The following is a 13,329-nucleotide window of genomic DNA, read 5'->3' as shown; positions in this document are numbered from 1 at the left end:
CCGGTGTGACGCGGCGTTACGCGCGGTGAAGACGTGTGACGCTGCTGCCTCGACCGGCGCGGAGCCCCCGTAGATTCGGGGCAATATTCCGCGCATGAGCGAGGAGTGCCCCGTTCTGCGGTGCCCTCGCACGGGAGGGACCGCTCCGATGAGCTTCGTGAAGGACTGGCAGGACTGGCACGCGTCACGCGAGCGCTACGCGGGCTCGGAGTACGGTCCGTCGGCATTGGAGTCGACGAACTGGCTCATCACCGAGGCGGCGGCCGTCGACGGCATCCCCGGTCTCTGGGCGCTCACCGGTGACGGGGGCATCCGCGGCAGCGAGCTCGGTCGGGCGGGATCCACCGTCGTGCTGCGCGGAGGCGAGAGCATCCGCCTCGGACGCCGCGAGCTGCGCGTGTTCGAGCGCCACGGCACGCTCGCCCTGCGGGTGCTGAATCCGGCCCGTCCGCAGCGCGAGTGGTTCACGGCGATCGACGCCTACGCCCCCGACGAGCGCTGGCGGCTGCCGGCCGTGTTCGAGGAGACGCCCGGCGAGCAGATCGTGATCACGTCGGTCGACGGGGATGCGCGGGAGACGCCCGTCGCCGGTCGACTGCGGTTCGAGCTGGCAGGGGCTCCGCAGACGCTGACCGTGACCCGGAGCGCTCAGGGAGCGCTGGGCGCGGTCTTCGCCGACGGCACGAACGGGCTCGAGACGTACCGCTTCCGGTTCCTCCCGGTCGACGAACCCGCCGCCGACGGCACGGCCGTGATCGACTTCAACCGCGCCTACCTGCCACCGTGCGCGTTCTCGGACCAGTTCGTGTGCCCGCTCCCGCCCGTCGGCAACCGGTACTCGACGCCCATCCGCGCCGGGGAGCGTGTGGTGGTGCTCGGAGGCTGACCCGCCGGAACCGGGGCTGCGCGCCTTAAGCTGGAACCGTGCACGGTGAATACAAGGTCCCAGGTGGAAAGCTCGTCGTCGTCGACCTCGAGATCGAGGACGATCGGATCGCCCGCTTCCGCCTCGCCGGCGACTTCTTCCTCGAGCCCGACTCGGCGCTGGACGACATCAACGCCGCCGTGAACGGACTGCCGGTCGAGTCGGACGCGACGGTGATCGCGAACGCTGTCCGCGGCGCTCTTCCCGACGGCGCCCAGCTGCTCGGCTTCAGCCCGGAGGCCGTGGGCACCGCGGTACGCCGTGCGCTCGTGACAGCTCCGGGCTGGCGTGACTTCGACTGGGAGATCGTGCACGATGAGGCCGTCTCGCCGCGCATGAACCTCGCCCTCGACGAGGTTCTCACCTCGCGGGTGGGCGAGGGCCGCCGTCGACCCACCCTGCGCATCTGGGAGTGGAACGAGTCGGCCGTCGTGATCGGATCCTTCCAGTCGTACCGCAACGAGGTCGACCCCGAGGGCGCGGCGACCCACGGGTTCGACGTCGTCCGCCGCATCTCCGGCGGAGGGGCGATGCTGATGGCGGCCGGACAGATCATCACGTACTCGCTGTACGTGCCCGCATCGCTCGTCGCCGGCATGACCTTCGCCGACTCCTACGCGTTCCTCGACGACTGGGTGCTGCAGGCGCTGCGCTCGCTCGGCATCGACGCGGTGTACCAGCCGCTCAACGACATCGCGAGTCCGACCGGCAAGATCGGCGGTGCTGCCCAGAAGCGCCTCGCCAACGGGGGAGTGCTGCACCACGCGACCCTGTCGTACGACATCGACGGACAGGTGATGACCGAGGTCCTCCGCATCGGTCGCGAGAAGCTCAGCGACAAGGGCACGACCTCCGCAGCGAAGCGCGTCGATCCGCTGCGGAGTCAGACCGGGCTCGAGCGCGCCGAGATCATCGAGCGTTTCAAGGACACCTTCCGCTCGCTGACCGACGCCGAGACCGGATCGATCTCGGCCGACGAGTACGCCGATGCCGAAGCCCTCGTCGAGTCGAAGTTCGCCACCGAGGCGTGGCTGCATCGGGTGCCGTGACGGCGCCGGATCCCGACCTCTCCGCCGCAGCGGACCCGCCGGACGCCGCGCCGGCGATCGAGCCGGTCGTGCCTGATCCCGTCGTGCCCGATCCCGTCGTGCGCGGTGCGGTCACGATCGTCGAGGGCGACAACCTCGCCGTGGCCGCGACCCTGCCCTCCGGATCGTTCACGCTCGTGTACCTCGACCCGCCCTTCAACACCGGTCGCACGCAGGAGCGGCAGGTGGTCACCGCGCGGCGGACGTCCACAGCTCCTCGAGAGTCCGTACCGGACGTCGACCCGGCCCCGGAATCCGGCGACCGCGCGGGGGCGGCCGGATCGGATCCGAGGACTTCTGCACAGGGGATGCCCGAGCTCGAGACCGAGGTGCGGCACGGATTCCACGGCCACGCGTACGAGCGGGTGCGCGGGATGCTGCGCGCCTATGACGACCGCTTCGACGACTACGGCGCCTTCCTCATGCCTCGGCTCGAGGAGGCGTGGCGGCTGCTCGCCGACGACGGCACCCTCTATCTGCACCTCGACTATCGGGAGGCGCACTACGCGAAGGTCATGCTCGACGCGGTGTTCGGGCGGGACTGCTTCCTCAACGAGCTGATCTGGGCGTACGACTACGGCGCCAAGTCGCGCAGTCGCTGGCCCACCAAGCACGACACGATCCTGGTCTACGTCAAGAATCCGCGCGAGTACGTCTTCAACTCCGACGAGGTCGACCGCGAGCCCTACATGGCGCCGGGACTGGTCACCCCTGAGAAGGCCGCGCGCGGCAAGCTGCCCACCGACGTCTGGTGGCACACGATCGTGCCGACGACGGGGCGGGAGAAGACCGGCTATCCCACGCAGAAGCCGGAGGGGATCCTTCGCCGCATCGTGACGGCATCGAGTCGTCCCGGAGACCGTGTGCTCGACCTGTTCGCCGGGAGCGGCACGACGGGAGCGGTGGCCTCGGCGCTGGGTCGGGACGCCGTGCTCGTGGACGACAACCCCGAGGCGGTGCGGATCATGAGGGCGCGGATGCCGCACGCCGAGGCGACGACGCTCGACTGACGCGGGTCGTCAGGACGGACGCAGCAACACGAGGAACTGCTCGATCTCGGCGGCCATGTCGAGGGACGGATCGAGCATCCACGCGGCCTGGAGCCCATCGGCCAGGGCGTGCAGAGTGCGCACCACCCAGGCGGGGTCGAGGTCGTCGCGCATCCGGCCGGCCTTCTGATCCTCGGCGACCTGGGCGCGGGTGAGGGCCTCGACCCGCTCGGTGCGCTCGCGGAAGTAGGCGTGAGCGGGGTGCGAGGGGTCTCCCGCCTCGGCGGCCAGCTGCGCGTAGAGCTGCACGAGTCCGGGGACGGAGGTGTTGTGGCGCATGACCGCGAGGAAGGCGCTGGAGGCGTCTTCGCCCGCGTACCCCTGCTCGTCGCGGTCGTCTCTGGCGCGGAGGATCGCGACGAAGAGCTCTTCCTTGCTGCCGAAGTAGTGCAACAGCCCCGCGGGGCTGAGGCCGGCGGCATCCGCGATCTCCCGCACAGAGGCCTTGCGGTATCCGTGCTCGGCGACGACGGCGAGAGCGGCTTCGAGGATCTCCTCGCGCTTGGCGACGCCCTTCGCATACGCCCCTCGTGTCGCCATGGCTCCAGGGTAACCGGCGCGACGAGATCACAAAAACCAAACAACGTTTGTGAATGGCTTGCGAGGATGACCTGCGATCTGCCAGCATGTCAGATTAATACCGAACGACGTTTGGTATTAACCTGATTCCGCTCGATGAGGAGCCGACATGTCCGTGTCCCCGCTCGACCCCGCCGCCGAACTCGCCCCCACCGGCACGATCCGCTCGGCTCCGCCTCAAGCGGGGGAACCGGCGGCGAGTCCGCCCGCGAATCGGCGCCTGCTGCCCAGCCTGTTGATCGCCTCGCTCACCCTCTTCGCGACGTACGGCGGGCTCATCGCGATCCTCCTGCCGAGCCAGGTGCTGATGATCGACGAGGCGAACAAGGTCGCGAACCTCGCCGTCGTCACCACGATCTCCTTCGTGTTCACGCTGTTCGCCCAGCCGATCGTCGGGGCGCTGAGCGACCGTACACGGTCGCGTTTCGGCCGCCGCGTGCCGTGGATGGTGCTCGGTGCGATCATCGGCGGCATCTTCCTGTTCGGCATGGGGTCGCTCACCGACATCCTCTGGATCACGGTGTTCTGGGTGATCATCCAGGTCGCGCTGAACTTCTTCCAGGCACCTCTCACCGCCATCACCGCCGATAGGTTCCCCCGCGCGAAACGCGGTGGGGCGAGCGCGATGATCGGACTCGGCACACAGGTCGGCATGACGGTCGGCATCATGCTGGCCGGCGCGTTCGCCGCGCAGATCGGCATCGGCTATGCGGTGTTCGGCGGGGCCGTGATCGTGGCGGCGCTGGTGTTCGCGCTCGTGAACCGGGACTGGTCGTCGAAGCACTCGGCGGTCGACGCCTTCCGCTGGAGCGCCTTCTTCAAGGGCTTCTGGATCGATCCGCGCCGTCACCCCGACTTCGCCTGGGCGTTCGCCGCGCGGTTCCTGCTCATCCTCGGCTACTTCGTCGTCAGCGCCTACCAGCTGTACATGCTCACGGACTACATCGGCCTCCCGCTCGCGGACGCCCAGAGCGCGGTCGTCACCCTCACCCTCGTCGCCTTCGTCCCGACTCTGATCGCGATCGCCCTCTCCGGCTGGTGGAGCGACAGGGTCGGTCGCCGCAAGGTGTTCATCTACGCCGCATCCGTCGTCATGGTCGCGGGATTCGCCATGCCGCTGCTGCAGCCGAACATGACCGGCATGATCCTGATGAGCGTCATCAACGGCATCGGTTTCGGCCTGTACATGTCGGTGGATGCTGCGCTCATGACCGAGGTGCTGCCGGACGAAGGGGCCTCGGCGGGCAAGGACCTCGGGATCCTCAACGTCGCGACCAACGTGCCGCAGGCGCTGAGCCCCGCGATCGGTGGTGTCATCATCACGTCCCTCGGCGGCTACGCGATGCTCTTCGTCTTCGCGATCGTGTTCGTGATCCTCGCCGCGGTCGCGACCGCGCCGATCAGGGGAGTGCGCTGATGACCAGGAACGACCGGGAGAATGCTGTGATGACCGATACCGACTTCGAGACGACCGCCGACTATGTCGAGGTGAGCACGAGCGCAGGACGGGTGCGCGGCCGCTGGCGTGCGACCACGGGAGGGCGCGGCAATCCGCGCTCGGCCGGCTTCCTCGGCATCCCGTTCGCCGAGGCGCCGATCGGAGAGCTGCGCTTCCAGGCGCCTGTGCCGAAGGCGCCGTGGGAGGGCGTGCGCGACGCGCTCGAGTTCGCCGCCACCGCACAGCGCGGGGACCCCGGTGTGACGCTCATCCCCGAGCCGAGCATCGAGGGCGACTCCACTCTCAACGTGAACGTCTTCACCCCGGACCCGACCCGTGCCGAGCAGGGGACCGGTCTCCCGGTGCTGGTGTGGATCCACGGCGGCGGGTACTTCGCGGGCTCACCGGCGAGTTCCTGGTACGACGGACGTAACTTCAACCGCGACGGCGTCGTGACGGTGTCGCTGTCGTACCGCCTGGGCTTCGACGGCTTCGGCTGGATCGAGGACGCACCGTCCAATCGCGGTGTGCGCGACTGGCTGCTCGCCCTCGAATGGGTGCAGCAGAACATCGCGGACTTCGGCGGGGATCCGTCGCGGGTGACGATCGCCGGACAGTCCGCCGGCGGAGGCGCTGTGCTGACCCTGCTCGGGATGGAGAAGGCTCAGCACCTGTTCCAGGGCGTGTACGCGATCTCCGGTGCGCTTGCCGACGTGGCTCCCGCCCGCGCCGAGGCATTCGGGCGTGCACTTGCCGCAGCGGCAGGCGTCGAGCCGACCGTCGCGGGCTTCTCGTCTCTGAGCGAGGAGCGCATCCTCGAGCTGCAGAAGAAGGCGACCGCGCTCGGACCGGATTCGCTCGGCAGCGTGGTCGAAGACGGCCTGCCACTCGGGCCCGCCGTCGACGGCGACCTGCTGGTACGACCCACACGGGAGTCCCTCGCCGCGGGGGTCGGGGCGGACAAGCCGCTCGTGCTCGGTGCGACCGACGACGAGTTCACGATGGTGTTCGCAGGTTCCGAGAAGAAGCTGCGCTGGGTGCCGAGGTCGCTCCTGCTGAACAGGCTCGGGCTGCCGAAGAGCGTGCGACGGGAGTACCTCGCCGCCAACTCGGACATCACCGGGCTCGGCAACGCCAGGGTGGGCGGTCGGCTGCTGACGGATCGGATGTTCCGCTCGGCGCTGCTGAAGATCGTCGCCGACCGTGGCGATGCCCCCACCTGGCTGTACCGGTTCTCCTGGCCGTCGGGCCACTTCGGCTTCGCCGAGCACTGCCTCGATGTGCCGTTCTTCTTCGACTGCCTCGACGGTCCGGCCATGGAGCCGCTCGCCGGACCGCATCCGCCCCAGGAGCTGGCCGACGAGGTGCACGGCGCCGCTGTCGCCTTCGTCGCCGGAGGCGATCCCGGCTGGCCGCGCCACCAGGGCGCGAACGGCATCGCCAGGGTCTACGACGTGCCGACGCGTGATGTCGCCGACGCCTACGCCTCGGTGCGGCCGCTGCTGAGAACGTCGCCGTGACCACGGCCGTGGCGGTCGGGGACAACACCCGGCCGGTGGCGGTACTGCTGTGGTGGGCGTTCCTGCCGTGGCTGCGGCGCGATCAGGAGCGTCGGATCCGGTTCCTGCGGAAGGTGGATGCCGCGGGCTGAGGTCCCGGCACGATATCGAGAACGCCGGGAGCTCTCAGGGGCTCCCGGCGTTCTTCGCATCCGGCGTCAGCCCACGCGATGGGCGCGGTAGTGCACCGCGTGGGCCTGGCGCTGCGCGACCGCGATGAAGAGGCTGCGCTGGAGATCCGCGAGTGCAGGTGCAGCGGTCTCCACCTGCACTGTCGTGCGGAAGCAGTAGGAGCGGGGATCGACGTCCTCGCCACGGCCCAGCCTTTCGAGCACCTCGGGCGATCCCGTGCGCAGGCCTTTCGCATGCAGCAGCAGGAGCGCGCCCGATGCGGTGCGCGCCGAGTAGCGGCCGTCGATCTCGATCGTGCCGTCGGGGCGGACGAGCTGCCAGTCGGCGCCGCCGGGAAGGATCTCGGCCTCGACGGTGCCAGTGATGCGGCCGCCGAGGATCGGGACCACGCGGCGGTGCCCGGCACTGGTGGCGCCGTGGTCCTCCAGCACCCCGAGGTCGACGGAGACGTCGAAGGCGGCCTCGAGCGTCGGGGCGGGCAGCAGGTCATGCAGGGTGTTCACGGGGTGTCCTGACGGTTCGACGAAGTGGTGGCATCCGGCCCGGTGAGCGCGGCGCAGAGGCGTTCGAGTGCGGGGAGTGCGGCGTCGAGCGCAGCGCGATCCGCGTCGTCGAGTTCGCGGCCCACCCGTGCGACGAGGGCGGAGTTCACGGCATCGAAGCGGTCGAACAGGTCCAGCGCCCGGTCGGAGGCGCGCACCACGACTCGACGTCCGTCGGAAGGATCGGGGCCACGCTCGATCAGGCCATCCGCTTCCATCGAGCTGAGCAGGTTGCTCACCGTCGGTCGGCTCAGGCGCAGCTGCGCGGCGATCTCCGCCGGACCTCGGCTCGCACCCGTCGGAAGGGTGCGGAGGACATCGATCTGCGCTTCCGAGAGCTCGGGGAGACCGGCTTCCGCGCGCGTCGCGGCCAGCAGTGCGCGACGCAGCGGAGAGATGACGGCGGCGAGTCTGGCGGCGTCCAGCCCGGTCATCGGCGCGCCTGCGTCGGAGTCGACGAGCCAGCAGAGGGCGGGGTGAGCGACGGCCGCTCGTTGAGCAGCTCGGGCAGGAATCCGGCCGCGACCTTGTAGTCGGTCGCGATCCGTCGACGCTCGGCGAGGGAGATCACCTGCTCGATGTCGTCGAAGCCCTGGGGTGCGCGCTCGCGGGCGAGCTGCATCACGCGCTCGGGCCCGGTGGCCCTGGTGCCGGCTAGCAGCGCGGTCATCGCGGGGCGACGAGCGTCTTCATAGCGGGCGAGCGCCTCCTCGATGCCGGCGGCGGAGTCGTCGGAGGCGGCAAGGTGGAACGCCAGCGTGCGAGCGTCGAGGATCGCCTGTGAGCCGCCGTTCGACCCGTTCGGGTACATCGCGTGCGCGGCGTCGCCGAGCAGGGTGGTGCGCCCGTGGGTCCACTGCGGGAGGGGATCGCGGTCGACCATCGGATACTCGAGGATCTCTTCGGCACGCGCGATCGCAGCGGGGATGTCGAGCCAGTCGAAGCTCCACTCGCGGAACAGCTCGGCGATCGGCGCCGGGTCGACGGCGCGGTTCCAGTCCGCATCGCCGGTGCCGCCGACGCGGCGCTCGGCGATGAAGTTCACGAGCATGTCGCCCGCGGCATCCTTCTCGCTCAGGGGGTAGGCGACGAACTTCTGCTCGCCGTCGCCGGCCATGATCATGGTGCGGCCGTCGAGGAACGCGGGAATGCGGGTGATGCCGCGCCACAGCGTGAGACCGCTCCAGGGCGGTGCGCCCTCGTCGGGGTAGCTCAGGGCTCGCAGTGCGGAGCGGATGCCATCGGCGCCGATGATCACGTCTGCGGTCTCTTCGACCTCGCCGTCGTCGGTCGCGAAGCGCGCGGTCTCGGTGCCGTCGGCGTTCGATGCCGTGGCGATCAGGCGGTGGCCGAGGCGGATCGGCTCGGCCAGACGGGCCTCGGCGAGGCCGCGCAGGGCGAGCTGGAGACGGCCCCGGTGCACGGAGAGCTGCGGCCAGTGGTAGCCGGCGGCGAGTCCGCGCGGCTCGCTCCAGATCTCCTGGCCGCGGCGGGTGAAGTAGTTGAGTGTCGTGGGAGTGACGCCCTCGGCGGCGATCGAGTCGGCGACACCGAGTTCGGTGAGCTCGCGCATCGCGTGGGGGAGGAGGTTGATGCCGACGCCGAGCCCGCGGATGGTGCTGCTGCGTTCGAACACGGTCACGTCGCGCAACCCCGCCTCGTGCAGGCTGATCGCGGTGGCGAGTCCGCCGATGCCTGCGCCGACGATGATGATCCTCATCGATCTCTCCTGCTCTCCGCTCGCCGTGAGCGGTGAACATAGTTTTGTCACAAAACTATGTGGAGCGCAAGAGGTCAGCGTGTTCAGGCGGCGGCGGTGCGTCTGGCGGAGTCGATGATGAGGTCGACCCCGCTCAGGAAGAGGTCCCGGTCCTGCAGCTCCGAGAGCAGCAGGGAGTGCTGCGCGATGAGCGGGAACCTGCGCGGGTCGGCGAGCAGCGGAGTGTCGAGCCAGGAATCGCCATCGTCATCGCTCGTGTTCTCGGCCCGTGCCCGAGCGATGCCGGCGGCGAGCGAGAGCACGTGCGCGGCCAGCAGGGCGTAGTGCCGCACCAGTTCCTCGCCGTCGAGTCCGCAGCGCTGGAACGCGTCGAGCATCAGCTCGATGGCGGCGAGTTCGCCGGGCCCGTGTGTCGTGAGCGTCATCGCCTCTGCGCCGATCGCCGGGTGCCGGGTGAACAGGTCGAGTGTCGCAAGCGACAGTTCGCGCAGGCGCTCGTCCCACCGCTCCAGCGGCGTCTGCACTGATGCCGCTGCGCGGCCGTTGAGCTCATCCAGGAGCGCACCCATCAGGGCGTCTTTGCTCTGGAAGTGGCGGTAGATCGCGGTGGGGTCGGCACCGAGCCTGGAGCCGAGGTCGCGTACCGAGATCGTCGTGACGCCAGGTGCGCCGGAGAGTTCGAGGCCGGCCCCGACGATGAGGTCTCGATCCAGTCGGGCGCGCTTGGGCGGCTGGTCCTTCTTCGTGACCGCGCTCATCGCCGCCTCCTTCCGTCTCGTCCATCATCGCAGTCCGATCGGATTCCGAGCGTGACGCGACGCCTTCAATCTAGGTCGAGTCCCGAGTGTGGTCAACACTGTTGACACCGGTGTTGTCGGGAGCTAGCGTGATCGCAGTTCCCCCTTCGATGCTGCAGAGAGGCAGAACGATGTCATCCGAGTTCGTCTTCCATGGCGGTGCGGTCTTCACCGGTACCGGCACCCCGCTGACCGGTCACGCCGTGATCGTCCGCGACAGGCGGATCGCCGCCGTCCTCCCCGACGCAGATGCTTCGGCGCGTGCGGCGACGGATGCGACCTGGGTCGACCTCGCGGGCGCGCTGCTCAGCCCTGGTTTCCAGGATGCGCACATCCACCCCGTAGGCGGCGGCATCGAACTGCTGCAGTGCAACCTCACCGAGGCCGAGAACGCCGAGCAGACGGCATCCCTCATCCGCGCCTACGCCGAGGCGAACCCCGACGAGGAGTGGATCCTCGGCGGTGGGTGGGGGATGGATCACTTCCCCGGCGGCAACCCGCCCCGCGGCCTGCTCGACGAGGCGGCGGGCGGTCGGCCTGTGCTGCTGCAGAGCCGCGACCACCACAGCACCTGGGCGAGCACCGCGGCGATCGAGCGGGCCGGGCTCACGGCCGAGACGCCCGACCCGGAAGACGGCCGGATCGTGCGGGAGGCCGACGGCTTCCCGGCAGGGACCTTCCACGAGGGAGCGGGCGAGCTGTTCGCCACCGTGCGCCCCGCCACCTCCGACGACCTCGCGTATCAGGGACTCCTGCGTGCACAGGATGAGCTCATCGCCCTCGGCGTCACGGGATGGCAGGACGCGATGGTCGCAGCGAACTCCGGCGGCATCGCCGACCCGCTCCCCGCCTACGAGCGCGCCGCAGCCGAAGGGCGCCTGCTGGTGCACGTCGTCGGTGCGCAGTGGTGGGCGCGCGACGGGGGGATCGACCAGGTCGCGCGGATGGCGGACCGCCGTGCCCGCGCCGCCGCCGAGTACCCCGATCGTCGAATCGATCTCGGGACCACCAAGATCATGGTCGACGGCGTGGCCGAGAATCAGACCGCCGCGATGCTCACGCCGTACCGTGACGAGACGGGGCACGACACCTGCAACCACGGCCTCAGCTTCATCGAGCCGGAGAAGCTGCGCGAATACGTGACGGCGCTCGACGAAGCCGGTCAGCAGGTGCACATGCATGCGCTCGGAGACCGCGCCGTGCGTGAGGCGCTCGACGCCCTGCAGATCGCTCGCGACGCCAACGGCGACACCGATGGCCGGCACCACCTCGCGCACCTGCAGATCGTCGCAGCGGATGACGTCGCGCGCTTCGCGCCGCTCGACGCCGTCGCCAACATCCAGGCGCTGTGGGCCACGCACGAGGATCAGCTCGACGAGCTCACGCTGCCGTTCCTGCAGGATGGACAGGTCGACCGGCAGTATCCGTTCGGCGACTTCGTGCGCGAGAACGTGCGCCTGGCAGCGGGCAGCGACTGGCCGGTCTCCACGGCCGATCCCCTCGCCGCCATCCACGTCGCGGTGAACCGCACCTACCCGGGTTCCGCGCAACCGCCCCTCGGTGGTGAGCAGCAGCGACTCGACCTCGAAACCGCATTCGCCGCGTACACCTCAGGCACCGCATACGTGAACCGGCGCGACGACGACACCGGCAGCATCCAGGAGGGCTACCTCGCCAACCTCGTCGTGATCGAGCCGAACCCGTTCGGCATCCCGTCCGCCGAGCTCCACACGGCACGGGTCGCGTCGACATGGATCGAAGGGCGCCTCGTGTACGACGCCTCCGCATCCGACCCTGCTGTACCCGACACCCACCGCAAGGAGTCCTGATGAACCGCACGCTCCTCTCCCGCCCCCTCGTCCGTGGCAGCGCGGCAGCTCTCGCCGGCCTGCTCGCCATCACCGCGCTCGCCGGCTGCGGCCCCGCCGGCTCGACCGACGCCGGGTCCGACGAACCGATCGACTGGAAGCTGACCGAGACCACGGCCGCACCCAGCGGCGACATCGACTCGTTCACCTTCGCGAGCTACGCCGAGCCGTACTCTCTCGACTACGCGTACGCCTTCGATTACGCCGACAACTCCGTGCTCGCGAACGTCTGCGAATCGCTGCTGCGGTTGAACCCCGACTACTCGCTCAGCCCGGGACTTGCCGAGTCGTTCGAGCACCCGACGCCCGACACCTGGGTCTACACGATCCGCGAGGGCGTCACTTTCCACGACGGAACGCCGCTCACTGCCGCCGATGTGGTCGCGTCGATGAGCCGACACCTGGATCCCGCCGTGGGTTCGTTCTGGTTCTCGGTCTATCAGAACGTGAAGTCCATCGAGCAGACCGGCGACCGTCAGGTGACGGTCACGATGACCGGGCCCGACTCGCAGTTCAACCTCGGCATGGGCGGGTCGGCCGGCGTCATCGAGTCGGCGGCGACGCTCGCCGAGAAGGGCGCCGACTACGGCAACTCGACCGGTGGCGTGAACTGCACCGGCCCGTTCCAGCTGACCTCGTGGGACTCGGGGGAGTCGATCACGATGACCCGCTACGACGACTACTGGGATGCCGATCTCAAGGCCCGCTCGGGCGAGGTGAAGCTCGTCTTCATGACCGACCCGACCGCGCGGATCAACGCCCTGAAGTCGGGCAGCGTCGACGGGTCGTGGATGGTGCCGATGGAGGCCGTGCCCACCCTGCAGTCCTCGGGCAAGGGTGACGTGCTGTTCGGCATGAACACGGCGGTCGGCAACGTCGTCGTGAGCAACCTCGAGGGCCCGCTCGGCGACGTCCGCGTGCGCGAGGCGCTGCTGCTCGCGATGGACCGCGACGGGATCCTCCAGGCCGCGTATCGCGGGGTGGGCGCGACGACCGATGTGATGACCACCGAGTCGGTCTGGCAGGACGCCTCGGATGCGGCTCGCACGGCGGCGTTCGACGACATCGCCTCCTACGACCAGAACGTGGAGGAGGCGAAGAAGCTCATCGCCGAGGCCGGTGCCGAGGGCGCGGAGCTCACCTACGTCACCGCGCCCATCAGCAACGACTTCGCCGTCATCTCGCAGGCGACCGTCGCCGCGGCGCAGTCGATCGGTCTGAAGGTGAAGGTCGAGACCGTCACCCCGAACGCCTACACCGCGCTCTTCTCCGACCCGAGCGCCCGCGAAGGCGTCGACCTGTTCTACACGAGCTGGTACCTCTCCAGCCCGGATGCGCTCGAGATGTACTCGGTGCTGCGCACCGGCGACTTCAGCAACTACGGCGGCTGGTCGAACCCCGAGTTCGACGCGATCCTGCAGGAGGCCGTCACGATCGACGACCCGGCGGCGCGCGGCGAGCTGACCGCGAAGGCGCAGCAGATCGCCAACGAGGAGCTGCCGTGGCTGCCGCTGTACCAGGCGCCGATCTCGCTCTTCATGGGCGAGCGCATCACGGGCGTGCAGCCATCGATCGCTTTCATGTACTACCCCTGGGCCGCCACGATCGGCGCCCGCTGATCGGCTGCGGCGG

At 69.5% G+C, this 13,329-nt stretch carries 13 protein-coding genes; 8 read left to right on the top strand and 5 right to left on the bottom strand.

Annotation, left to right across the window (positions count from 1 at the left end):
* Positions 1-148 precede the first annotated feature (148 nt).
* The 3 genes from ACP699_RS09065 (at position 149) to ACP699_RS09055 (ending at position 3,023) form a co-directional block, all read left to right on the top strand.
* The gene (locus ACP699_RS09065; protein ID WP_017829453.1) at positions 149-886 is read left to right on the top strand and encodes a DUF1684 domain-containing protein; all 738 of its coding nucleotides are present in this window, start codon (positions 149-151) and stop codon (positions 884-886) included.
* A gap of 38 nt (positions 887-924) precedes the next feature.
* Positions 925-1,974: a lipoate--protein ligase family protein gene (locus tag ACP699_RS09060; RefSeq protein ID WP_055866034.1), complete on the top strand. Its 1,050-nt coding sequence runs from the start codon at positions 925-927 to the stop codon at positions 1,972-1,974.
* A gap of 68 nt (positions 1,975-2,042) precedes the next feature.
* Positions 2,043-3,023 (top strand): DNA-methyltransferase, encoded by a 981-nt coding sequence (locus ACP699_RS09055; RefSeq protein WP_426171562.1) that lies wholly within the window; start codon positions 2,043-2,045, stop codon positions 3,021-3,023.
* Positions 3,024-3,032: 9 nt separating this feature from the next.
* Here ACP699_RS09055 and ACP699_RS09050 read toward each other — a convergent pair whose 3' ends face one another.
* Positions 3,033-3,602: a TetR/AcrR family transcriptional regulator gene (locus tag ACP699_RS09050; RefSeq protein ID WP_426170696.1), complete on the bottom strand. Its 570-nt coding sequence runs from the start codon at positions 3,600-3,602 to the stop codon at positions 3,033-3,035.
* 148 nt (positions 3,603-3,750) lie between these two features.
* On the opposite strand from ACP699_RS09050, the gene ACP699_RS09045 reads away from it, so the two are divergent.
* From ACP699_RS09045 to ACP699_RS09035, 3 genes are read left to right on the top strand one after another with little or no spacing between them, the layout of a single operon-like run.
* On the top strand, positions 3,751-5,058 hold the full coding sequence (locus ACP699_RS09045; RefSeq protein ID WP_426170694.1) for an MFS transporter: 1,308 nt from the start codon (positions 3,751-3,753) through the stop codon (positions 5,056-5,058).
* Positions 5,059-5,087: 29 nt separating this feature from the next.
* Positions 5,088-6,599: a carboxylesterase/lipase family protein gene (locus ACP699_RS09040; RefSeq protein ID WP_426170692.1), complete on the top strand. Its 1,512-nt coding sequence runs from the start codon at positions 5,088-5,090 to the stop codon at positions 6,597-6,599.
* Positions 6,596-6,730 carry a hypothetical protein gene (locus ACP699_RS09035; RefSeq protein WP_426170690.1) on the top strand — a complete coding sequence of 45 codons (135 nt, stop codon included), beginning with the start codon at positions 6,596-6,598 and terminating at the stop codon, positions 6,728-6,730. Before ACP699_RS09040 ends, ACP699_RS09035 begins: the two co-directional genes overlap by 4 nt.
* Before the next feature lie 66 nt (positions 6,731-6,796).
* On the opposite strand, the gene ACP699_RS09030 is transcribed toward ACP699_RS09035, so the two are convergent.
* From ACP699_RS09030 to ACP699_RS09015, 4 genes are all read right to left on the bottom strand, one after another.
* Positions 6,797-7,273 (bottom strand): DUF3237 domain-containing protein, encoded by a 477-nt coding sequence (locus tag ACP699_RS09030; protein WP_235562462.1) that lies wholly within the window; start codon positions 7,271-7,273, stop codon positions 6,797-6,799.
* Positions 7,270-7,746, bottom strand: a complete 477-nt coding sequence (locus ACP699_RS09025; protein WP_055866028.1) for a MarR family winged helix-turn-helix transcriptional regulator — start codon at positions 7,744-7,746, stop codon at positions 7,270-7,272. The genes ACP699_RS09030 and ACP699_RS09025 overlap by 4 nt, the downstream gene beginning before the upstream one ends.
* Positions 7,743-9,032: a flavin-dependent oxidoreductase gene (locus tag ACP699_RS09020; RefSeq protein ID WP_426170687.1), complete on the bottom strand. Its 1,290-nt coding sequence runs from the start codon at positions 9,030-9,032 to the stop codon at positions 7,743-7,745. Before ACP699_RS09020 ends, ACP699_RS09025 begins: the two co-directional genes overlap by 4 nt.
* An 83-nt stretch (positions 9,033-9,115) precedes the next feature.
* Positions 9,116-9,790: a TetR/AcrR family transcriptional regulator gene (locus tag ACP699_RS09015; protein WP_426170685.1), complete on the bottom strand. Its 675-nt coding sequence runs from the start codon at positions 9,788-9,790 to the stop codon at positions 9,116-9,118.
* A 170-nt stretch (positions 9,791-9,960) separates the two neighbouring features.
* Here ACP699_RS09015 and ACP699_RS09010 point away from each other — a divergent pair, with 170 nt between their 5' ends.
* On the top strand, positions 9,961-11,658 hold the full coding sequence (locus ACP699_RS09010) for an amidohydrolase (protein ID WP_426170683.1): 1,698 nt from the start codon (positions 9,961-9,963) through the stop codon (positions 11,656-11,658).
* Positions 11,658-13,316, top strand: coding sequence for an ABC transporter substrate-binding protein (locus ACP699_RS09005; RefSeq protein WP_426170681.1), 1,659 nt, complete (start codon positions 11,658-11,660; stop codon positions 13,314-13,316). The genes ACP699_RS09010 and ACP699_RS09005 overlap by 1 nt, the downstream gene beginning before the upstream one ends.
* Positions 13,317-13,329: the final 13 nt, after the last annotated feature.

This window comes from Microbacterium sp. DWRC1-3, assembly GCF_049896645.1.
Lineage (GTDB): Bacteria > Actinomycetota > Actinomycetes > Actinomycetales > Microbacteriaceae > Microbacterium > Microbacterium maritypicum.
Note: the sequence above shows the minus strand (reverse complement) of the source record. Positions and strands in the feature narration are given on the sequence as shown.

Excerpts from the sequence above, each read along its gene's own strand:
- ACP699_RS09005 (WP_426170681.1), top strand. The coding sequence starts at position 11,658 with ATGAACCGCACGCTCCTCTCCCGCCCCCTCGTCCGTGGCAGCGCGGCA.
- ACP699_RS09050 (WP_426170696.1), bottom strand. The coding sequence starts at position 3,602 with ATGGCGACACGAGGGGCGTATGCGAAGGGCGTCGCCAAGCGCGAGGAG.
- ACP699_RS09025 (WP_055866028.1), bottom strand. The coding sequence starts at position 7,746 with ATGACCGGGCTGGACGCCGCCAGACTCGCCGCCGTCATCTCTCCGCTG.
- ACP699_RS09015 (WP_426170685.1), bottom strand. The coding sequence starts at position 9,790 with ATGAGCGCGGTCACGAAGAAGGACCAGCCGCCCAAGCGCGCCCGACTG.
- ACP699_RS09045 (WP_426170694.1), top strand. The coding sequence starts at position 3,751 with ATGTCCGTGTCCCCGCTCGACCCCGCCGCCGAACTCGCCCCCACCGGC.
- ACP699_RS09010 (WP_426170683.1), top strand. The coding sequence starts at position 9,961 with ATGTCATCCGAGTTCGTCTTCCATGGCGGTGCGGTCTTCACCGGTACC.
- ACP699_RS09065 (WP_017829453.1), top strand. The coding sequence starts at position 149 with ATGAGCTTCGTGAAGGACTGGCAGGACTGGCACGCGTCACGCGAGCGC.
- ACP699_RS09040 (WP_426170692.1), top strand. The coding sequence starts at position 5,088 with ATGACCGATACCGACTTCGAGACGACCGCCGACTATGTCGAGGTGAGC.
- ACP699_RS09020 (WP_426170687.1), bottom strand. The coding sequence starts at position 9,032 with ATGAGGATCATCATCGTCGGCGCAGGCATCGGCGGACTCGCCACCGCG.